Here is a 21,126-nt window from a genome sequence, read left to right as displayed (position 1 = left end):
CAGTGCCGGGTCCCGGCCGGAGAGAATGCGATTCGCCCTTAGCCGGGCGATGGGCCGTCGCTCGCGTCGGCGCAGGACCCGAGCCTCTCTGGCGGGCCTACGCGAATCAAAAAAGGCGGGGACCAGCCCCGCCTTTCGATCCGCCGGAAGCGGAATGTCGTTCTGTCCGTCGCGGGGCCAGCCTGGTGGCGGCACGCGCCGGAAGGGTCGCGATCAGGCCGCGGCGAGCTTGCCGGCGGCGGACTTGCCGGTGCGGCGGTCCTGCTCGATCTCGAAAGAGACCTTCTGGCCTTCGTTGAGGCTGGTCATGCCGGCGCGCTCGACGGCCGAGATGTGGACGAACACGTCAGCGCCGCCATTGTCGGGCTGGATGAAGCCGTAGCCCTTGGTCGCGTTGAACCACTTTACGGTGCCAGTTGCCATGTGGATATTCCTTGCGTTTGCAACTTCGGTTGACCCCCACGAATGGCGGTCGGGGATATCGAGATTTTGGAGATAGAACCGAGCAAACGCGAAGATCGCGGGCAGCCAGATCGATCGGCCGAAAATTTCAACGGGGTAAACATATACGCTGCGGGCATTTGAGACAAGATACTGGAAGTGAGAGTTTTTTCGCAGCCTTCGGCGCGCTCGTGCGGCATCGTGCCGGCGGAACAGGACGGCGATCGGTTCGTTCGGCTCGCGGAAGGAAGGACGTGGAATGCCGCGAGCCCGCCGCAATCCCGGCGCTGGTGTTCCACCACGCCCCTGCCACAGGAGGAATCATGACGAGACTTCTGACGATCGCGCTGGCCGCCACGACGCTGGCCGCGCCGGCGCACGCCATCTCGCGCTACAATGCGCAAGGCATGAGCTGCAACGCCGTCCAGGCGGCCGTGCAGCGGGAAGGGGCTGTGATCCTGCGCTGGCGATCGCCACGCAACCCGAGCCTGCCACTCTACGACCGCTATGTCAGCGGCGGGCGCTTCTGCGCCGTGGGCGAGGTGGCCGTCGGTTCCTCGGTCCCGACCAGGGACGACCAGAGCTGCTACGTCCTCAAGTGCAGGTCCTACGAGCGGGAAAACGTCTTCCCGTTCCGCGACTAGCCGGAACGCCGCGCTGCCTCAGAAGCCGAAGCTCGCCTGCGCGGGATCGGCTGCCTCCAACCTGATTCCCTCCAGCGCGAGAAGGCGCATCTTGGTGTCTATCCCGCCGGGCGCCGAAAAGCCGCCCGGCTTGCGGTCGGCGGCCAGCACACGGTGGCAGGGCACCAGCAGCGGCACCGGGTTGGAGCCCATGGCGGATCCGGTCTCGCGATAGGCGCCCGCATGGCCGGCGCGGTCGGCCAGATCGCCGTAGCTCAGCACCTCGCCATGCGCGATCCGCCGCGCCGCGCGATAGATGTCGCGGCGGAAGTCCGACACGTGCGGCAGGTCGACCGGGATGGTCGCGAGATCGACCGGCTCGCCGGTCGCATAGCGGCGCAGCAGGTCGACGGCTGCGGCGATCTTCGGCGGCAGCAGCCGTTCAAGCCGCACCCGGGCGCTGACGGCGCATTCGGGTCGGGGAAAGCCGTTGCGGATCGCCGTCAGCAGGCGCTGCGTATCCGCCGGATCGCGACCGGGCAGCTGCAGCCGCGTGATCCCGCGCGGCGTCCACGCGATGCCGACGACGCCAAGCGCGGTCTCGAACAGGAAATGGCCTGCCGCGGTCGCTTCCATGATGGGTCCGCCACTATCCAATGCCGCCGGATGATACGGGACGACCTGGAACGTAGCAAGAACAACGCCGCCGCTTTCAGTCCTTTTCCACCGCCGCGAGCAAGCGCGCGACGAGGGACGAGAACCTGCCGCCTCAGCTCGCCAGCGCCTCGATCGGCGGACAGGCGCAGACGAGGTTGCGGTCGCCGGCGACGTTGTCGACGCGCGACACTGGCGGCCAGTATTTGGCGCCGGCGCCGTCTCCCGTTCCGAGCGGGAACGCGGCGATGCTGCGTGGATAGGGGTGCGGCCAGGCGTCGGCCATGGTCTCTTCGGCGGTGTGCGGAGCGTTGACCAGCGGGTTGTCGTCCTTTGGCCATTTCCCTGCCGCCACGGCTGCGGCTTCAGCGGCAATGGCGATCATCGCCGCGCAGAAGCGGTCGATCTCGGCCAGCGGCTCCGATTCGGTCGGCTCCACCATCAGCGTGCCCGCCACGGGCCAGGACATGGTCGGCGCGTGGAAGCCGTAGTCGATCAGGCGCTTGGCGATGTCCTCGACGCCGATGCCGGCCGTTTCCTTCAGCACCCGCGTGTCGAGGATGCATTCATGCGCGACACGGCCGTTGCGGCCCGAAAACAGCACCGGATAATGCTGCTTCAACCGCGCGGCGACGTAGTTGGCCGACAGGATCGCCGTCTCCGTGGCGTGCTTCAGGCCGGCCGCGCCCATCATGCGGACGTATATCCAGGTGATCGGCAGGATCGAGGCGCTGCCATAGGGCGCGCCCGCCACGGCATGGCCGCTGCCCCAGGCGACGTGGCCCGGAACGTGGGGCGCCAGATGGGCCTTCACCCCGATCGGTCCCACGCCCGGCCCGCCGCCGCCATGCGGGATGCAGAAGGTCTTGTGCAGGTTCATGTGGCAGACGTCGGCGCCGATGTCGCCCGGCCGGGCGAGGCCGACCATGGCGTTGAGGTTGGCGCCGTCGAGATAGACCTGGCCGCCCTGTGCGTGGACGATGGCGCACATCTCCTTCACCGCTTCCTCGAAGACGCCGTGCGTCGACGGATAGGTGATCATCAGCGCGGCCAGCCGGTCGGCATGCTCGGCCGCCCGGGCGCGCAGGTCTTCCACGTCGATGTCGCCCCCGTCGGTGCACTTCACCACGACGACTCGCATGCCGGCCATGGCCGCGCTCGCCGGATTGGTGCCGTGCGCCGACGACGGGATCAGGCAGACGGTACGGTCGGTCTGCCCATTCGCTTCGTGGAAGCGGCGGATCGCCAGCAGCCCGGCATATTCGCCCTGGCTGCCGGCATTGGGCTGCAGCGAGACGGCGTCGAAACCGGTGATCTCGGCGAGCCAGCGCTCCAGGTCGTCGGTCATCGCCTTGTATCCGGCGGAATGGGCAGCCGGGGCGAAGGGATGCAGGCCTGCCACGCTGCCCCACGACACCGGCATCATCTCGGCCGCCGCATTGAGCTTCATGGTGCAGGAGCCGAGCGGGATCATGGCCCGGTCGAGGGCGAGGTCCTTGTCGGCGAGCCGGCGCAGGAAGCGCATCATCTCGGTCTCGGACCGGCTCTGGTGGAACACCGGCTGCGTCATGAAGCCGTCGAGGGTTCGCTGCGCGGGCAGGGCGGTCGGTGCCGTCGAGGGCACCACGGCACCGAACAGCGCGCCGAGCGCGGCGAGTTCGGCGTCCGTCGTCGTCTCGTCGAAGGTCACGCCGATGCGGTCGGCATCGACGACGCGCAGCAGCATGCCGTGCGCCTGCGCCTTTGCTGCGATCGCCTCCGCCTGGCCGCGCGTGCGGACGGTGACGGTGTCGAAGAAGCGGTCGCCCGCCGTGCCGAGGCCTTCCGAGGACACCGCCGCGGCGAAGCGCGCCGCGAGGCCATGAATCCGCGCGGCGATGGCACGCAGGCCTTCCGGCCCGTGCCAGATCGCGTAGCTCGCGGCCATGTTGGCCAGCAGCGCCTGGGCGGTGCAGATGTTCGACGTCGCCTTGTCGCGGCGGATGTGCTGCTCGCGGGTCTGCAGCGCCAGGCGGTAGCCGGGACGGCCGTGGCGGTCGACGGACTGGCCGACGAGGCGGCCGGGCATCAGTCGGGTCAGCGGCTCGGACACGGCGAGATAGGCCGCATGCGGCCCCCCGAAACCCATCGGCACGCCGAAGCGCTGCATCGAGCCGGCGGCGATGTCGGCGCCGAGGCTCGCCGGCGAAGCGGTGATCGTCAATGCGAGCGGGTCGGCGACGAGGATCACCAGCGCGCCGGCCGCCTGCGCCGCGCGGATCGTCTCGCCGTGGTCGCGGTAGACGCCGTGGGTGTCGGGCCAGGGCACGATCAGCGCGGCCGTCGCCGCGTCGGCCTCGCCCGTCTCCACCGTCACGCCCAGCGCGGCGGCGCGGGTCTTCACCACGTCGAGCACCTGCGGATGCAGGGCGCCGGCGAGCGCGATGCGATGGCGCCTGTCGCGATGATGGCGCAAGGCCACGCCCACGGCCTCGGCCACCGCGGTCGCCTCGTCGAGCAGCGAGGCGGATGCGACCGGCAGCCCGGACAACTCCGCGACAAGGGTCTGGAAGTGGAACAGCAGTTCCAGCCGGCCCTGGCTGATCTCCGACTGGTAGGGCGTATAGGCCGTGTACCAGGCGGGATTCTCGAACAGGTTCCGCTGGATGACAGGCGGAACGAATGTGCCGTGGTAACCTTGGCCGAGGAAACTGCGGGCGACGGTGTTCTTCGCCATCATGGCCGACAGCTCGGCGAGAGCTTCGGCCTCGGAGGCCGGCGCGGGCAGGTCGAGCGGCCGGTCGAGCCGGATCGAGGCCGGGATCGCCTGGGCGACCAGCGTCTCGCGCGACGTCAGCCCGAGCGTCTTCAGCATGATGCGTTCGTCGTCGGGGCCGGGACCGATGTGCCGGTCGGCGAAGGGAAGAATGCGTTCAGCGGCGGTCATGGCGGGGTCCTAGGCGATGTGCTTGTCGTAGGCGGCGGCGTCCATCAGCCCGTCGAGCTGGGACGCGTCCGCGAGCTTCATCGTCCACAGCCAGCCGTCGCCGGTGGCCGCCGAATTGACCAGCGCGGGGGCGCCCGACAGCGCCTCGTTGACGGAGAGGATCTCGCCGTCGCAGGGCGCATAGACGTCCGACGCGGCCTTGACCGATTCCACCACGACGGCCGCATCGCCTTTGGCCAGGTTGCGCCCGACCTCCGGCAGTTCGACGAAGACCAGGTCGCCCAGCTGCTGCTGGGCATAGTCGGTGATGCCGACGGTGGCGGTGTCGCCCTCGACGCGGATCCATTCGTGGTCTTCGGTGAAGTAGGTGGCTGCCATGCTGGTCATCCTCTGCGGTAGCGATGCGGCGTGAAGGGAAGCGGGTGGACGGCGAGCGCGATGCGGTTGCCGCGGATGTCGGTGTGGAGCGCGGCCTCGGCGCGGCCGGCGCGCACATAGCCCATGGCGACGGGATGGCCGGCCGAGGGGCCGAAGCCGCCCGAGGTGACGATGCCGATCTCCGAGCCGTCCTCGTCGAGGATGACCGCGCCGGCGCGAACCGGCTGGCGGCCTTCGGGCTTCAGGCCGACGCGGCGGCGGGCGGGTCCCGCCGCCATCGCGGCCGCCAGCGCCTCGGCGCCGACGAAACCGCCGCGCTCGCGCACGGTTTTCGGGATCGCCCACGTCAGGCCGGCCTCGACCGGGTTCGTCTCCGGCGTGATGTCCTGCCCGTGCAGGCACAGCCCCGCCTCGAGCCGCAGCGAATCGCGCGCGGCAAGCCCGATCCAGGCCACCGAGGGGTCGGTCAGAAGCGCCGCCACCAGCGCGCGGGCGTCCGCCTCCGGCAGGCCGATCTCGAAGCCGTCCTCGCCGGTGTAGCCCGAGCGCGACAGGAACCAGTCCGCGCGGGGCTCGGTGCCCTGCATGAAGACGAGACCGTCGACCGGCAGGCCGGCGCGGATGGCGGCCGCTTCGGCGCCGGGGCCTTGCAGCGCCAGGAACACCCCGTCGAGCGGCTCGATGGCGACGGCGAGCCCGGCCGCGCGCGCCTTCAACTCGGCCTCGTCGGCCTGCGCGTTGCCGGCATTGGCGACCACCATGAAGGCGTCCGGCCCGAGCCGGGTGACGATCAGGTCGTCGACGATGCCGGCGCTCTCGTCGAGCAGCAGCGTGTATTTCGAATGGTTCTGCGCGATCGCATCCGGATCGAGCGGGCAGGCACGGGCGAGTGCCGCCGCCGCATCGGGTCCGGTCAGCCGGAAGAGCTTCATGTGGGAGATGTCGAAGAGGCCAGCCTGTTCCCGAGTGTGCAGGTGCTCCTTCATCACGCCGAGCGGGTAGGTGATGGGCATCGACCAGCCGGCGAAGCCGCCGAAGCGCGCGCCGGCCGTCTCGTGCAGGTCGCGAAGCGGAAGATCGCGAAGGGGGAGGGGGTTCAGCTCGTCCTTGCCGGTCATGACTTCTCCAGAGGCGCACGTCGTCGACCGCCGCGAAGCGGTCCCTGTCGTGCCCCTCTGTCTGAAGCCTGAGAGACTCGCGCGGCCAGACGATGGCGGCTGCGCTTACACCTTCGGCGCGGGGTTGCCCCCGACTTTCCAGAGCGTCCTTCCGGCAAGCGGTTCTTCTGCCTGAGAGATTTCGGGCGATTTCCCCTTCGGCGACCCTTTCGGGCTCTCTCCCGCGAACCGGTGGGCGATTGAGCCCCGGACGAGTCGGACCCTAGCGGAAGCGGCGGCGGTTGTCACGCGGGCATGCGAGGCATTCCCGGCGCGCGGTCGAAAGGGAAATGATTGCGGAGCTGAAGCCAGAAATGGTGGGCGCGACAGGGATTGAACCTGTGACCCTTCGCGTGTGAAGCGAATGCTCTCCCGCTGAGCTACGCGCCCGCCGGGGGCTGTGACGCCCCGGACAGTGGCGGCGATATACGGGCGGCTCCGGGCCGGTGTCAAGGACCGTTTCGGCCGTCGTCGCAGTTCCGCCGCTGCGGAGCGGCAAGCCGCGACCTCATCCCCGTGCCGCCCGCATCAGCCGTTCCGCGAGGTCGACCGTCAGGTCGTCCAGGTGGTCGATGACGATGCTGGGACCCAGCTCCTTCACCGGCACGTCGGAATAGCCGAAGGAGACGGCGACGACGGGGATGCCGGCGTTGCGGGCGGTGTCGACGTCGGTGCGCGAATCCCCGACCATCAGCGCGTGGCCGGGGTCGCCGCCGGCGCGCAGGATCGTCTCGGTCAGGTGGCGCGGGTCGGGCTTGCGGAAGGGGAAGGCGTCGGCGCCGCAGATCGCGGCGAAGCGTGGCGCGAGCCCCAGCGCGCCGATCAGACGGTCGGCGAAGGCCTGCGGCTTGTTGGTGCATATGGCGAGCCGCGCGCCGAAACCGGTGAGGCGGTCGAGCGCGGCCACCGCGCCGTCGTAGGGCCGCGACACGCCGGGAATGTTGTCGGCATAGTGGTCGAGGAAGAGCCGCACCAGCCGGTCGGTCGTCTCCGGCTTCAGGATGCGACGCTCGAGGGAAAAGACCCGCTCGATCATGGCTCTCCCGCCATGGCCGGCATAGGGCCTGAGCCAGGAGGAATCGGCCGGTCGCATGCCCTCGTCGGCCAGGGCATGGTTGATCGCGGCGATCAGATCGTCGGCGGTGTCGACGAGCGTTCCGTCGAGGTCGAAGACGATGGTCGGCGCTGTCCCCGTCATTCCGCGTTCCCGTCCGTTGAGCATTCCTGCCCCGGCGATAGGCTTTCGGGCGCCGGCCTGCAAGGCGCCCGCTTCCGAGAAAGCCTTTGCCGTGCCGGGCAGAAATGATAGGAGCAGCCGCGAAAAACGCAGGATGCGGGGCGAGGGAGGCTGACGGGCCGTTCATGGATGCCAGACTGCTGAAGATCGAAGCCGCGCGCGCCGCGCTTTCCCATGTCGAGAGCGGCACCGTGATCGGCATCGGCACGGGATCGACCGCCGAGGAGTTCGTGCGGCTGCTGGCGGCGGCGGTCGCAGGCGGCATGACGGTGACGGGCGTGCCGACGTCGGAGCGCACCGCCACGCTCTGCCGCGAGCTCGGCGTGCCGCTGACCACGCTCGACGAAAATCCGCATCTTTCGGTGACGATCGACGGCGCCGACGAGGTCGGTCCCGGACTGGCCCTGATCAAGGGCGGCGGCGGCGCGTTGCTGCGCGAGAAGATCGTGGCCGCGGCGTCCGACCGGATGATCGTCATCGCCGACGAGACCAAGCTGGTCGCCACGCTCGGCCGATACCCGCTGCCGATCGAGGTCAACCGCTTCGGTCTGGCCGCCACGCGCCGCGCCATCGACGCGGCCGCCGGAGCGCTCGGCCTCGCCGGCACGACGACCTTGCGCATGGCGGGCGGCGAACCTTTCGTCACCGATGGCGGACACCTCATCCTCGATGCATCTTTTGGCCTCATTCCCGATCCAAGAGCACTGTCGAATGCGCTCCATGCGATTCCAGGCGTGGTGGAGCACGGTCTTTTCCTCGATCTCGCGAGCGTCGCGATCATCGCCGGTCAGAACGGCATCACGACGCTTCCCGTCACCCGATAGAAGGGAGTTCTCTCGCATGTTCCTCACCCCGACCGCGCGGCGCCTCACGGCTGCCTTCGCCATGGCCGCCTTCATGGCCGGCGCTTCCTCCGCCGTGGCGCAGACCGTCCCCGACACGCATCTGAAGGCCGCGCGCGAGGCGATCGCCGCGCTGAACGCGACCGAACAGTACGACATCATCCTGCCGTCGGCGGCGGCCGCGCTGAAGAACGAGCTGATCCAGAAGGATCCCAACCTCGAGGAACTCATCAACACGACCGTCGACGAGAAGGCGCTCGAATTCGCCAGCCGCCGCGGCGACCTCGAGCGCGAGGCCGCGCTCGCCTATGCCCGCACCTTCTCGGAGGAGGACCTGAAGGCGATCGCGGCCTTCTACAATTCGGAGCCCGGCAAGGCGCTGCTGAAGAACGGCTCCAACATCATCCGCGAAGTGGCGCAGGCCGCCGAGATCTGGCAGCGCGGGCTGGCGCGCGACCTCGCGCAGGCCGTGGGCGCGGCGATCCAGGCCAAGGTTGCCGCGCAGCCGGCCCCGGCGCCCGCCCAGTAGCCTGTCCTCCGGTCACAACGTGGTGAAGGCCCGGCATTGCCCGGGCCTTCTGCCGTTCCGAAGGCCGGTGCAGCGCGGGCCGCGCTCGGACCGGCGGTTCGCGTTCTTCCGCCCCGGCCGTTCCTGTTCTAAGGAGAGCGCGCGGCGCCGCGCCCCGAGGCTTCTCGACGACCGGGCGCGCCGGCGCAGGCTCAAGGCAGGCAGGACGGGAGCGGACCACATGGCTCACTACGACTACGACCTCTTCGTGATCGGCGGCGGCTCCGGCGGGGTGCGAGCGGGCCGGGTGACGGCCGCCATGGGCAAGCGGGTCGGCATCGCCGAGGAGCACCGCTACGGCGGCACCTGCGTCATCCGCGGCTGCGTGCCGAAGAAGCTGCTCGTCTACGCCTCGCAGTTTCCCGAGCATTTCGAGGATGCGGCCGGCTACGGCTGGACGGTGCCTGCGGCCACCTTCGACTGGCGCACGATGATCGCCAACAAGGACGTCGAGATCGCGCGGCTGGAGGCGATCTACCGGCGCGGGCTGACGAATGCCGGTGCGGAGCTGTTCGACTGCCGCGCCGAACTGGTCGACCGCCACACCATCCGCCTCGTCGGGCAGGACCGCACGGTCACGGCCGACAAGATCCTCGTCGCCAGCGGCGGCCGGCCGAACCCGCACGCGGCCCTTCCCGGCCACGAGCTCTGCATCTCCTCCAACGAGGCCTTCTATCTCAACGACCTGCCGCGCTCGATCGTGATCGCCGGCGGCGGCTACATCGCGGTGGAATTCGCCAACATCTTCCACGGGCTCGGCGTCGAGACGACGCTGGTCTATCGCGGCCGCGAGATTCTCGGCCGCTTCGACATGGACCTGCGCCGCCAGCTGCACGAGACCATGGAGAAGAAGGGCATCCGCATCCTCTGCCACACGATCTTCGAGAAGATCGAGAAGCGCGCCGACGGACGCCTCGACGCGCATCTGTCCGATGGCAGCGTCATCGCCACCGACCATGTCATGCTGGCGCTCGGCCGCGATCCCAACACGGACGGGCTCGGGCTCGAAGCGGCCGGCGTCGAGCTCGGCCCCAAGGGGGAAATCAGGGTCGACGCCTATTCGCGTACGAACGTCGAGAACATCTATGCGGTCGGCGACGTCACCGACCGCGTCGCTCTGACGCCGGTGGCGATCCACGAGGCGATGTGCTTCGTCGAGACCGCCTTCAGGGACAACCCGACCGCGCCAGACCACGATTGCGTGGCAACGGCCGTGTTCTCACAGCCGGAGATCGGCACGGTCGGCCTGTCCGAGGACGACGCCGCCAAGCGCTATCCCGACGTCGAGATCTACCGCGCGCTGTTCCGGCCGATGCGGCACACGCTGTCGGGCCGTGACGAGAAGATGCTCATGAAGCTGGTGGTCGACGGCCAGTCGAAGCGTGTCGTCGGCGCGCACATCCTCGGTCCCGATGCGGGCGAGATGGCGCAGCTGCTCGGCATCGCGGTCAAGGCGAAGCTCACCAAGGCCGATTTCGACCGCACCATGGCCGTGCATCCGAGCGCGGCGGAGGAACTCGTGACCATGTACCAGCCGACCTACCGGCTGAAGGACGGCGAGCGCGTCTCCTAACCGGACGGAGGGGACCGACATGACGACCATGGCTCCCGGAGAACTCGCCTCGCTTCATGCACGGGGCGGGGTCGTCGCCTATTTCGGCTACGGCTCGCTGGTCAACCGCGCGACGCACCGCACCGCGATCCTGCATGCGGTGCCGGCGCGGCTGAAGGGCTGGCGCCGGGTCTGGCGGCCGCGGCCCGACATGCCGGGCTTTCCCGCCGCCCTGCTCAGCGTCCGGCCGGAGCCGCAGTCTGCATGCGACGGCCTGGTCGTCCTCGACCGGACGGAGAACCTCGCCGCCGTCGACGCGCGGGAGGCGCGCTACCGGCGCGTGGCGATCGCGCCCGGCAGTCTCGAGACGGCCGAGCCCCTGCCGGAGGGGCTGCCGCTCTACCTCTACGTCGCTCAGACCGACATCCCGCCGCATCGCGAGCCGCCGATGATCCTGCGCTCCTATCTCGATGCCGTGCTGCAGGGTTTCCTGGCCGAGCACGGGGAGGGGGGCGTGCGCCGCTTCGTGGCCGAGACCGAGGGTTTCGACACCCCCGTCCACGACGACCGGCCGCAGCCCATCTATCCGCGCGCGGTTGCGCTGGCCGCTCACGAAGCCGCGCTCTTCGATGCCCTCATTGCACGGCCGGGTGCCGCGAAAGCCTTGCGCCGCGCGCATCCGCCCGGGACGCAGGGGTAGAATCGGCCCCCTTGTTCCTGTATAGGACCGCATCCCGGACCTGCCGGGGGTGAAATCGCAAGATTTCAGCGAGCCATCATTGGGTGCTGTCATGTCGAAGAAGTGGTCACCGAACTCCTGGCGCAACCTGCCGATCAGCCAGGTCCCGTCCTATCCGGACCCGGCTGCCGTCGTGGCCGTCGAAAAGCAGCTCTCGACCTTTCCGCCGCTGGTTTTTGCAGGTGAGGCGCGCAAGCTGAAGAAGCAGCTCGCGGCCGTCGCCGAGGGCAAGGCCTTCCTGCTGCAGGGCGGCGACTGCGCCGAGAGCTTCGCCGAGCATGGCGCCGACAACATCCGCGACTTCTTCCGCGTCTTCCTGCAGATGTCGGTCGTGCTGACCTTCGCCGGTTCGCAGCCGGTGGTGAAGGTCGGGCGCATCGCGGGCCAGTTCGCCAAGCCGCGCTCGTCGGATTTCGAGACCAAGGACGGTACGACGCTGCCCAGCTATCGCGGCGACATCATCAACGGCATCGAGTTCGACGAGAAGTCGCGGCTGCCGGATCCGGCACGCCAGGAGATGGCCTATCGCCAGTCGGCGGCCACGCTCAACCTGCTGCGCGCCTTCGCGCAGGGCGGCTACGCCTCGCTGGAGAACGTGCACAAGTGGATGCTGGGCTTCGTCTCCGACAGCCCGCAGGCGGAGCGCTACGAGGCGCTGGCCAACCGCATCACCGAGACGATGGACTTCATGCGTGCCGTCGGCATCACCTCGGAAACGCATTACGCGCTGCGCGAGACCGATTTCTACACCAGCCACGAGGCGCTGCTGCTCGGCTACGAGGAGGCGCTGACCCGCGTCGATTCGACCTCGGGCGACTGGTACGCGACGTCCGGCCACATGATCTGGATCGGCGACCGCACGCGCCAGCCCGACCATGCGCACATCGAATACTGCCGCGGCATCAAGAACCCGCTCGGTCTCAAGTGCGGTCCCTCGCTGACCGCCGACGGCCTGCTCAACCTGATCGACCTGCTCAATCCCGAGAACGAGCCCGGCCGCCTGACGCTGATCGCCCGCTTCGGCGCCGAGAAGGTCGGCGACCATCTGCCGGCGCTGGTGCGCGCCGTCGAGAAGGAAGGCCGCAAGGTCGTCTGGTCCTGCGATCCCATGCACGGCAACACGATCACGGCGGCCGGCTACAAGACGCGGCCGTTCGACCGCATCCTCAAGGAAGTGCGCAGCTTCTTCGACATCCATCGCGCCGAGGGCACGCATCCGGGCGGCATCCACATCGAGATGACCGGCAAGAACGTCACCGAATGCACCGGCGGCGCCCGCGCCATCCGCGACGACGAGCTGCAGGATCGCTACCACACCCATTGCGATCCGCGACTCAATGCGGACCAGGCGATCGAACTCGCCTTCCTGGTCAGCGAACTCCTGAAGAACAGCGGCGTCGGCGGCGCGCAGAAGCAGGTTGTCAACGGCTGAACGGCCGGGCCTCGTCGAGGTCGCCTGATGGTCCCGCCCGGCGCTGCCGAAAGGAAGCGCCGGGCTTCTTCTTGCCGGCATGCGCCAGCCGGACGCGCGGGCGCCGGCGAAGACGGGGGACGGTTCCTGCACCCCGCGCCGGTGCGAGGCCAACTCCGGTCGGGCGCGGGTCGATGAGGAATTCCGTCTGCTTCGTCCAGCCGGCTCAGGGAGGCGACCAGAGCCCCCCGGGAACGAAAAGCGGCACGGCGTTAACCGCTTCTTTGCCCTTCGTCTCGCTTTGCCGTGAACGTCAACGGCAGCAATCGACCATTAATCTCCCCATGCGATCGTCCTCCGTCACGAGGATTGGGCACCGGAGCGGGGAGCGGGACTATCTTGACGACGTCGCCACGCCGATCGAGGGAGTGGACCCGGCCGTGGGTCGGCTACGTCCTCGCGGCGTGCGTCTCGCTCTGGTTCGGAAGCGGCGCGGACGCCCCGATCGGCATCTGGTTCGCGAATGCGCTCGCCCTGGTCCATTTCGGCCGCTCCGAAGCCCGCGGTGCCCTGCCTTTCGTGACGGTGCTGACGGCGGCGTTTCCCGTTCTTCTGATCGCCGGCGTGCCACCGCTTGCTTCGGCCGTGCTCGCATTCGCGCATGCGGCGCAGGTGTCTGCCTCGCTGTGGATGCTCCGGGTCTGGCTCGGGCCGGGACTGCCGCCGATCCATTCCCCGGAATGCCAGATCCAGTATTTCGTCCTCGCGGCGCTCGGCATCCCGCTCGCCTTCGTGCTCGCCTCGGTGCCCCTGGTCGCGCCGCTCGCCGGATGGGACATTTCCGCGACCATCCACGAATTCATCACCGGACAGCTGTTCGGCTCCGCAGTGGTCATGCCCGCGGCGGTCACCGGACCCCCGTTGCTCGCGCGCCTGCGCGCGCAGCGCGCCGGGCGGCTGGCTTTCGGCGAGGCCGTCGCTGGCCTGGCCTTCGCGACCTGCGTCGCCCTGACGACGCTCGACTATCCCGCCGCCCTCATCTGCCTCTGCCTGCTGGTCGTCGCCTTCGTGCGTCCGCTCGACGAGACGGCCGTCATCGCCTCGGTCAGCGGCGCCATCGCCGTCGTGCTCGCTTTCTTCGAGCTGGTGCCGGGTTTCGAAGGAGGCGGGACGATTTCGCCCGTCCTCCGCAGTTCGCTGGCTTTCGGGATCGTCCTGCCGATCTTCTTCGCCATCGTGCGCGAGCGTGCGGCCCTCGACCGGCTCGCCCGCGACGAAAGCGAAGCGGTCTTTCGCCGCTCGATGGAGGATTCGGCGATCGGCATGGCCATCCTCGACATCGGCGGCCGTATCCAGAAGGCGAACCAGGCGCTCGCAGACATGCTGGGCCATCCGATCGAGGATCTCCAGGGACGTATGCTCACCGATTTCGTCCATCAGGACGACCGGGCGCATGCCTTCGAGCAGGGGCGGCAGGCCATCCGGGACCGGCGGACCTCGGCACGCGTCGAAAAGCGCTACCTGCGCAAGGACGGCAGCCTGGTCTGGGGCCAGGGCTCGATATCGGCCGTGTTCGACCGGGCCACGAACCGTGCCACCCACCTGATCTGCCACATCGAGAACGTCGACGATCGCCGCTGCGCGATGGAAGCGGTCGCCGAAGCGGAGAACCGCTGGAACTTCGCGCTGTCGAGCGCGCGGCAGGGCGTGTGGGACATCGATCTTCGCAGGAACCGCGCCTACCATTCGGCGATCTGGAAGGAGATGCTCGGCTACGCCGAAACCGAGCTCGACGATGCCCCCGACCTCTGGCTGCAGCTCGTCCATCCCGACGACCTCGACATCGCGCAGGGGCTGGACCGCGCCAACCGCGAAGGCACGAACGCCTATTTCGAGGCCGAATTCCGGATGCGCCACAAGGACGGCCACTGGGTCTGGGTGCTCGACCGCGGCCGCATCCTCGAGCGCGGACCCGGCGGGTCGATCCTGCGGGCGATCGGCACCCACACCGACATCACGCGCCAGAAGGAAGCCCAGGAGCGGCTGGCGGAAACCGCGCGCGCGCTGCAGGCCGAGAAGGACCGTCTGCGCGTGATGCTGCGGTCGATCGGCGACGCCGTCATCTGCACCGACGCCGAGGGCCGTGTCGCCTTCATGAATCCGGTGGCCGAAACCCTGACGGGGCACCGGCTGGAGACGGCCATCGGCGTTCCCCTCGCCGGCGTCCACGCGCCGCTCGACGAGGACACCCGCGAGCCCATCGCTTCCACCTTCCGCGACGCGGGAGCGGAGGGCGATGCCGTCCAGCACCGGGCGATGCTGGTGCGCCAGGACGGCACGCGCAGCTTCATCCGGCAGGTCGCCTCGCCGATTCTCTCGTCCGAGGGAGAGTACGAGGGCACGGTCATCGTCTTCCAGGACATGTCGGATGCACGCGCCGTGCAGCGCCAGCTCGCCCACGCTGCCAGCCATGATTCGCTCACGGGTCTGGCGAACCGCAGCCGCTTCATGGAGGCGCTCCAGGATCTGACCCAGGGACGCGACGACGTCTTCGGGGAGGGCAACCATATGCTCTTCATCGACCTGGACCGTTTCAAGCTGGTCAACGACACGGCCGGCCACGTCGCCGGCGACGCTCTGCTGAAGCGGATCGCCGCGACCATGCAGGACTGTATCCGCTCGAGCGACATCCTCGCACGGCTCGGGGGCGACGAATTCGCAGTCATCCTGCGCGGATGCCGGTCGAGAGAAGCGGAAGCGATCGCCCGGCTGATCGTCCAGGCGATCGGCGGTCTCGCCTTCGAGTGGGAGGGCAGGGTGCACCGCGTCGGCGCGTCGATCGGCATCGCGGCGGTGGTCGCCGGACGCGATCCGGCGGACGTCGTGGCCGATGCCGACAAGGGCTGCTATGCCGCCAAGGCCAAGGGGCGCGGCATGGTCTGCGCGCATCGGCGCGCCGGCGACACGGCGCAGCTCAGCGCGTGACGTCTGCCTGGTCAGGCTGAACGGGACCGGAAAAGTCGTTCTCCTTTGCTGAACGCTCAGTCGCACGCACGGGCCCTGCCAAAGCTCGCCGGGTGGCCATATGTTACCGGCAAGGAGATCGCCGATGACAACGCTTCCCTCGCTCTTCATCTCGCATGGCGGACCCAACATCGTGCTCGACGACATGCCCGCGCGGCATTTCCTCGAGGGGCTCTCCGGACTCGTCGGGCGCCCCGAGGCCATCGTCATCATGTCGGCCCATTTCGAGACCCACGGCGTGACCGTCGTGACAGACCCCAGGCCCGCCATGATCTACGATTTCGGCGGCTTCGATCCGCAGCTCTACCGCATGGTCTATCCCGCCCCCGGCGAACCGCAGCTGGCAGAGCGCGTCGTGGCTCTGCTCGACGCGGCCGGCCTGTCGCCCGCGCGGCTCGGCCGGCGCGGCTACGATCATGGCACCTGGACGCCGCTGAAGCTCGCCTTCCCGCGGGGCGACATCCCGGTCGTGCAGATCTCGATCGATCCGAACCGTGACGCGCGCTGGCACTACGCCGTCGGCCGTGCGCTGGCGCCGCTGCGCGACGAAGGCATCCTGTTGATCGGCTCGGGCCACATCACCCACAATCTGCGTGCCGTCATCGGCGTGATGCGGTCGGGCGCGGCGATGCCGCCGGAGCTCGGCGCCCGGTTCGACGCCTTCGTCGCCTGGTTCGCGCAGAAGATGGAGGCAGGCGACGTCGAGGCGCTGCTGGACTGGCGCCGCCAGGCACCCTTCGTGGCGGAAAACCATCCGACGGACGAGCATCTCATGCCGATCTTCTTCGCGCTCGGTGCTGCCGGAGATGCGGCAAGGGCGGAGCGGGTGCACGACTCCCGGGAATTCGGCTTCTTCGCCTATGATTCCTATCTCTTCCAGTAGAAGCGGTTTCGCGAGCGTGACCGAGGCAGCCGGAAGTGCCTCCTTCCGCCCGGGACGGACGGACCTATATAGGGGGCGCACGAAGGACCTCCCCGATGACCGACCGATCCGATACCGACCTCAAGCTGCGCGCCGGCCTGCCCGACGATTTGCGCTTCCTCGTGGAAAAGTATCCGCGCAGCGACTGGAGCGTTCACGACAACATCGGCGGCATGGCCGGCTTCTGGCTGCAGCGGCACGGCATGTTCCGCGAGGTCGGCGCGATGCTGACGACCGGCATCGCCGACTACCGTGAAGGCCGCAAGTCGGCGTCCGACTTCGCGCAGTGGTTCGCGCCGCGGCTGAACTTCTTCCTCGGCAATCTCGACGGGCACCACAACGTGGAGGACCAGCACTATTTTCCGGCCTTCGCGAAGGCGGAGGCCCGGCTGAAGCGCGGCTTCGACATTCTCGACCGCGACCATCACCAGATCCACGAGGCGCTCGGCCTCAACGCCGAGACGGCGAATTTCTTCCTGCGGACCCTGCGGGAGAGCGAGGACCGGCAGCGCTTCGCCGCCGATGCCTATGCGGACGCCAACCAGTCGCTGGTGGCCATGCTCGCACGCCACCTCGACGACGAGGAGGATCTGATCATTCCGCTGATCCTCGACCGGGGAGACGCCGTGCTCGAGCCGCACTGATCCAGGCCGGGCGGTAGCGGACCACCAGGAACCGCGCCGCCACCAGCGTCACGACGCCGATGGCCAGTGCGACGAGGAGACGCTCATGCCGCGCGATCTCCTCGCCGAGGAGGCGTTGGGCGCCGAGGCCGAAGACGTAGCCGCCGCCGGCGAAGACGATCGCCCAGACGGCGGCCGATACCGCGTTGAGGACCAGGAACCGTCCGGTGCCGATCGAGGACAGGCCGGCCGCGACCCCTCCCGCGGTGCGGAACCCGTAGAGGAAGCGGCTGGCAAACACGAAGAGGTCCGGGTGCCGCTCGATCCAGGCGAGCGCCTTGCCGAAGCCCGCCGTCGACCGCAGCCTCTCCACCCGCGGATGGTCCGCGAAGCGGCGACCGATCACGAAGAAGACGAGGTCGCCGAAGAAGGAGCCCGCTCCCGCAGCGACGAGGACCTGCCAGACCGGAAACAGCGCCTGATGGGCGAAGAAGCCGCCGAGCACGGCCGCGGTCTCGCCCTCCGCCATGCTGCCGAGGAAGACCGCGGCGACGCCGTACTGCTCGATGAGGCCGTGGATCGTCTCGCTCATGCCGAAGGCCCCGCACCTGGCGCGCCTCTCGCATCGAGAAGGTCTCGCGCTGCACGCAGTTCGGCCGTCAGCAGCGCCACGTCCTCGCGCAGCAGCGCGATTTCGGTTCGGCGCAGATCGTCGAGCTTCTCGTGCAAGGCGAGGATCTCGATCTCCGCCTTCAGGTTGACCTCGTAGTCGTGCGCGGCGTCGATGCGGTCCCGCGCCGCCTGCCGGTTCTGCGCCATCATGATGATCGGCGCCTGCAGTGCGGCCACCATCGACAGCACGAGGTTGAGGAAGATGAAGGGGTAGGGATCGAAGACGTCCCTGCCGAGAAGCAGCGTGTTGCCCGCCGTCCAGAAGGCGAGGAAGGCGATGAAGCCGAGGATGAAGCTCCACGACCCCCCGATGCGGGCGATCCGGTCGGCCAGCCGGTCGCCCAGCCGGGCCTGGTCCGAGACCGCCGCGTTGACGTCGCGCGCAACCGTGCGACGCTCCACCGCGCTTTCCAGCACCCGGTTTTCGGCAGAGGAGAGCGTCTCCCTGCGCCGGCCTAGCCAGCGGTGCGCCAGTTCGGCTACGGTCCTGTTCATCGCTGCCTCCGTTGGCGCGGCATGTCCCGCCGCGCGCCGCCATTGAGCAGAGCCGGCGCCAAGTCGCAAGCGGGAGCGGACAGGGGAGGGAATGCATGACGCGCTTCGAGGAGATCCGGGCTCGCGCCGCCCGCCGCAAGGGCGGTGAGGCCGTGCTGGCGACGCTGCTGCCGGTCGCGCCTGACAATGCGGCGCTGGCGGACGTCCCGGACCACCGCGTCCTGTCGGCCATGGCGGCCCGCGTCTTCTCCGCCGGCTTCGTCTGGCGCGCGATCGAGCAGAAATGGCCGGGCTTCGAGGAGGCCTTCCTCGGCTTCGAGCCGAAGCGGCTCCTCTTCCAGCCGGACGAGTTCTGGGAAGGGCTGGCCAGCGACACACGCATCGTGCGCAACCCGCAGAAGATCCGTTCGGTGCGCGAGAATGCCGTGTTCGTCGACCGCGTCTCGGTCGGGCATGGCGGCTTCGGCCGCTTCCTGGCGACCTGGCCGGCGGACGACCAGGCGGGCCTCGTGGCCCTGCTTGGCAAGCAGGGCAGCCGCCTCGGCGGCGCGACCGGCCAGTACTTTCTCCGCTGGATCGGCTTCGACGCTTACGTCGTCTCGCCCGACATGGCCGCGGCGCTGCGCGACGCGGGGCTGTCCATCGCCGAGACGCCGACCTCGAAGAAGGACCTCGCCGCCATCCAGGCGCAGCTCAACGCCTGGCGCGCCGAGACCGGCCTTCCTTACGTCCACCTCTCGCGCATCCTCGCCATGTCGATCGGAGAAAACCGCGCTGCGGAGGATCTCAGGGCGTATGTGGGGGAGTAGCCGCACTCGCCACGCCATTGCCGCGCCCCAAGCCTCGCGCTAAACCGGCGCCATGACCACGCCCGACACGCTCCGCATCGCCGTCGCCCAGCTCAACCCCGTGATGGGCGACATCGCCGGCAATCTGGCGAAAGCCCGCGCCGCCCGCGCCGAGGCCGCGCGCCATGGGGCTGAGCTGGTGCTGTTCACCGAACTCTTCATCTCCGGCTATCCGCCGGAAGACCTCGTGCTGCGCGCCTCCTTCGTGGAGGCCTGCGAGGCGGCGGTGGCCGACCTCGTCGCCGACACCGCCGACGGCGGGCCCGGCGTCGTCATGGGCACGCCGCTGCGCCGCGCCAGCGGGCTGCACAATTCCGTCGTGGTCGCCGACCGAGGCAAGGTGCTTGCCGAGCGCTACAAGCTCGACCTGCCGAACTATGGCGAGTTCGACGAGAAGCGCGTCTTCCAGCCCGGTCCCGAGATCCAGGGTCCGGTCAGCTTCCGCGGCGTGCGGCTCGGCATTCCCGTCTGCGAGGACATCTGGGGCGAACTCGGCCTCTGCGAGACGCTGGCGGAGGCCGGCGCCGAGATCCTGCTCGTGCCCAACGGCTCGCCCTATTACCGCGGCAAGGTCGACGTGCGCCACCAGGTCGTCATCCGCCAGGTGATCGAGAGCGGGCTGCCGATCCTCTACGCCAACCAGCTCGGCGGCCAGGACGAGCTCGTCTTCGACGGCGCGTCCTTCGCCATCCAGGCCGACAAGTCGCTCGCCTTCCAGATGAGCCAGTTCGAGGAGGCGGTCGCCGTCTCCACCTGGACGCGCGGGGCCGACGGCTGGCGCTGCGCGGCCGGCCCGATGTCGCGCATCCCCGAGACCGAGGAAGCCGACTACCGCGCCTGCATGCTCGGCCTGCGCGACTACGTCAACAAGAACGGTTTCAGGGACGTGGTGCTCGGCCTGTCGGGCGGCATCGATTCCGCGCTCTGCGCGGCCCTGGCCGTCGATGCGCTCGGCGAGGAGCGGCTGCACGCCGTCATGCTGCCCTACCGCTACACCTCGAAGGAATCGCTGGCCGACGCGGAAGCCTGCGCGAGGGCGCTCGGCTGCCGTTACGACGTCATCCCGATCGCCGAGCCGGTGGAAGGCTTCATGGCCGCCCTCGGCCCGCTGTTCCAGGGCACGACCTCCGGCATCACCGAGGAAAACCTGCAGAGCCGCGCGCGCGGCACGCTGCTGATGGCGCTGTCCAACAAGTTCGGCTCGATGGTCGTCACCACCGGCAACAAGTCGGAGATGTCGGTCGGCTACGCCACGCTCTACGGCGACATGAACGGCGGCTTCAACCCGATCAAGGACCTCTACAAGATGCAGGTCTACAAGCTGTCGGCCTGGCGCAACACGACCGTCCCGCCCGGCGCGCTCGGCCCCTCGGGCGAGGTCATCCCGCAGTCGATCATCGACAAGGCGCCGTCCGCGGAGCTGCGCGAGAACCAGACCGACCAGGACTCGCTGCCGCCCTATCCGGTGCTCGACGACATCCTGGAATGCCTGGTGGAAAACGAGATGTCGGTCGACGCCATCGTCGCCCGCGGCCACGACGCCGCCACCGTCACCCGCATCGAGCACCTGCTCTACATCGCCGAATACAAGCGCCGCCAGGCCGCCCCGGGCGTGAAGATCACGCGCAAGAACTTCGGGCGCGACCGGCGGTATCCGATCACGAACAGGTATCGCGACGGGGCGTAGGGGGTAGAGTGCGGCGAATGGCGAGTGGCGAATAGTTGGTAGCAACCAGGGCCGCGGGTCGGGTTCCCGTCCGCAACCTCGGGCAGGGGGGCCGAAGGTCGGGCGAGACCGGCGGCTCGCCCCGGATCGGCATCACGCGAAGCGTGAGGAGAGGGAGGCATACCCGCGGCGCGATGGCTGCCGAGGCCAGACGCGCCGTTCCAGAACAGACCGACGCCCGCCGCCGGGCATCGCGCGGCCGAGCAGCGTGGCGATCGCCAGGGCCGGAGCATCACCCCCTCCAGACGATGTCCGCGAGTTTCTAGAGGAAAGTCGGTTCGTCCTGCC

General features: G+C 69.1%; 19 protein-coding genes, 1 tRNA gene and 1 riboswitch. Of the genes, 11 read left to right on the top strand and 9 right to left on the bottom strand.

Annotation, left to right across the window (positions count from 1 at the left end):
* Nucleotides 1–213: 213 nt before the first annotated feature.
* Nucleotides 214–423, bottom strand: coding sequence for a cold-shock protein (locus IAI54_RS08720; protein WP_187971972.1), 210 nt, complete (start codon nucleotides 421–423; stop codon nucleotides 214–216).
* Nucleotides 424–764: 341 nt separating this feature from the next.
* Between IAI54_RS08720 and IAI54_RS08715 the strand changes: the two genes are divergently transcribed.
* A complete protein-coding gene (locus tag IAI54_RS08715; protein ID WP_187971971.1) occupies nucleotides 765–1,085 on the top strand; it encodes a hypothetical protein in 321 nt (106 codons plus the stop codon).
* A gap of 18 nt (nucleotides 1,086–1,103) precedes the next feature.
* Here IAI54_RS08715 and IAI54_RS08710 read toward each other — a convergent pair whose 3' ends face one another.
* The 6 genes from IAI54_RS08710 to IAI54_RS08685 form a co-directional block, all read right to left on the bottom strand.
* A complete protein-coding gene (locus IAI54_RS08710; protein WP_187971970.1) occupies nucleotides 1,104–1,700 on the bottom strand; it encodes a methylated-DNA--[protein]-cysteine S-methyltransferase in 597 nt (198 codons plus the stop codon).
* A 133-nt stretch (nucleotides 1,701–1,833) separates the two neighbouring features.
* On the bottom strand, nucleotides 1,834–4,644 hold the full coding sequence (gene gcvP, locus IAI54_RS08705) for an aminomethyl-transferring glycine dehydrogenase (RefSeq protein ID WP_187971969.1): 2,811 nt from the start codon (nucleotides 4,642–4,644) through the stop codon (nucleotides 1,834–1,836).
* Between the two features lie 9 nt (nucleotides 4,645–4,653).
* Nucleotides 4,654–5,022, bottom strand: coding sequence for a glycine cleavage system protein GcvH (gcvH, locus tag IAI54_RS08700; RefSeq protein WP_187971968.1), 369 nt, complete (start codon nucleotides 5,020–5,022; stop codon nucleotides 4,654–4,656).
* 5 nt (nucleotides 5,023–5,027) lie between these two features.
* Entirely contained in the window at nucleotides 5,028–6,140 is a 1,113-nt protein-coding gene (gcvT, locus tag IAI54_RS08695) for a glycine cleavage system aminomethyltransferase GcvT (RefSeq protein ID WP_187971967.1), read from the bottom strand.
* A 149-nt stretch (nucleotides 6,141–6,289) separates the two neighbouring features.
* Nucleotides 6,290–6,374, bottom strand: a riboswitch (glycine riboswitch).
* 120 nt (nucleotides 6,375–6,494) lie between these two features.
* Nucleotides 6,495–6,569: transfer RNA gene (locus IAI54_RS08690), tRNA-Val, on the bottom strand.
* Nucleotides 6,570–6,687: 118 nt separating this feature from the next.
* Complete coding sequence (locus IAI54_RS08685; protein ID WP_187971966.1) at nucleotides 6,688–7,377, bottom strand: phosphoglycolate phosphatase; 690 nt, start codon at nucleotides 7,375–7,377, stop codon at nucleotides 6,688–6,690.
* A 164-nt stretch (nucleotides 7,378–7,541) separates the two neighbouring features.
* Here IAI54_RS08685 and rpiA point away from each other — a divergent pair, with 164 nt between their 5' ends.
* The 8 genes from rpiA to IAI54_RS08645 all read left to right on the top strand — a co-directional run bounded on the left by rpiA (nucleotide 7,542) and on the right by IAI54_RS08645 (nucleotide 17,118).
* Nucleotides 7,542–8,240 carry a ribose-5-phosphate isomerase RpiA gene (gene rpiA / locus IAI54_RS08680; protein ID WP_187971965.1) on the top strand — a complete coding sequence of 233 codons (699 nt, stop codon included), beginning with the start codon at nucleotides 7,542–7,544 and terminating at the stop codon, nucleotides 8,238–8,240.
* 16 nt (nucleotides 8,241–8,256) lie between these two features.
* The gene (locus tag IAI54_RS08675) at nucleotides 8,257–8,787 is read left to right on the top strand and encodes a DUF2059 domain-containing protein (RefSeq protein ID WP_187971964.1); all 531 of its coding nucleotides are present in this window, start codon (nucleotides 8,257–8,259) and stop codon (nucleotides 8,785–8,787) included.
* Between the two features lie 220 nt (nucleotides 8,788–9,007).
* Nucleotides 9,008–10,399, top strand: coding sequence for a glutathione-disulfide reductase (gene gor, locus IAI54_RS08670; protein WP_187971963.1), 1,392 nt, complete (start codon nucleotides 9,008–9,010; stop codon nucleotides 10,397–10,399).
* Between the two features lie 19 nt (nucleotides 10,400–10,418).
* Entirely contained in the window at nucleotides 10,419–11,078 is a 660-nt protein-coding gene (locus tag IAI54_RS08665; protein ID WP_235679299.1) for a gamma-glutamylcyclotransferase family protein, read from the top strand.
* A 91-nt stretch (nucleotides 11,079–11,169) separates the two neighbouring features.
* Complete coding sequence (locus IAI54_RS08660; protein ID WP_187971962.1) at nucleotides 11,170–12,549, top strand: class II 3-deoxy-7-phosphoheptulonate synthase; 1,380 nt, start codon at nucleotides 11,170–11,172, stop codon at nucleotides 12,547–12,549.
* Between the two features lie 378 nt (nucleotides 12,550–12,927).
* On the top strand, nucleotides 12,928–15,513 hold the full coding sequence (locus tag IAI54_RS08655) for a PAS domain S-box protein (RefSeq protein ID WP_187971961.1): 2,586 nt from the start codon (nucleotides 12,928–12,930) through the stop codon (nucleotides 15,511–15,513).
* 124 nt (nucleotides 15,514–15,637) lie between these two features.
* Nucleotides 15,638–16,435, top strand: coding sequence for a DODA-type extradiol aromatic ring-opening family dioxygenase (locus IAI54_RS08650; RefSeq protein WP_187971960.1), 798 nt, complete (start codon nucleotides 15,638–15,640; stop codon nucleotides 16,433–16,435).
* 95 nt (nucleotides 16,436–16,530) lie between these two features.
* A complete protein-coding gene (locus IAI54_RS08645) occupies nucleotides 16,531–17,118 on the top strand; it encodes a hemerythrin domain-containing protein (RefSeq protein WP_187971959.1) in 588 nt (195 codons plus the stop codon).
* Here the strand turns inward: IAI54_RS08645 and IAI54_RS08640 are convergent.
* Both IAI54_RS08640 and IAI54_RS08635 read right to left on the bottom strand, forming a co-directional pair.
* Nucleotides 17,069–17,689 (bottom strand): DedA family protein, encoded by a 621-nt coding sequence (locus tag IAI54_RS08640; RefSeq protein ID WP_187971958.1) that lies wholly within the window; start codon nucleotides 17,687–17,689, stop codon nucleotides 17,069–17,071. The two genes, IAI54_RS08645 and IAI54_RS08640, sit on opposite strands and share 50 nt — an antisense overlap.
* On the bottom strand, nucleotides 17,686–18,264 hold the full coding sequence (locus IAI54_RS08635; RefSeq protein WP_187971957.1) for a DUF1003 domain-containing protein: 579 nt from the start codon (nucleotides 18,262–18,264) through the stop codon (nucleotides 17,686–17,688). Before IAI54_RS08635 ends, IAI54_RS08640 begins: the two co-directional genes overlap by 4 nt.
* A gap of 95 nt (nucleotides 18,265–18,359) precedes the next feature.
* Here IAI54_RS08635 and IAI54_RS08630 point away from each other — a divergent pair, with 95 nt between their 5' ends.
* Both IAI54_RS08630 and IAI54_RS08625 read left to right on the top strand, forming a co-directional pair.
* Nucleotides 18,360–19,073 (top strand): DNA-3-methyladenine glycosylase I, encoded by a 714-nt coding sequence (locus tag IAI54_RS08630; RefSeq protein WP_187971956.1) that lies wholly within the window; start codon nucleotides 18,360–18,362, stop codon nucleotides 19,071–19,073.
* Between the two features lie 52 nt (nucleotides 19,074–19,125).
* A complete protein-coding gene (locus tag IAI54_RS08625; RefSeq protein WP_187971955.1) occupies nucleotides 19,126–20,799 on the top strand; it encodes an NAD+ synthase in 1,674 nt (557 codons plus the stop codon).
* Nucleotides 20,800–21,126 lie beyond the last annotated feature (327 nt).

The sequence above is a fragment of the Aquibium microcysteis genome (assembly GCF_014495845.1).
GTDB lineage: Bacteria > Pseudomonadota > Alphaproteobacteria > Rhizobiales > Rhizobiaceae > Aquibium > Aquibium microcysteis.
The sequence above is the reverse complement of the archived record's forward strand: the minus strand, read 5'-3'. Positions and strand labels throughout refer to the sequence as shown.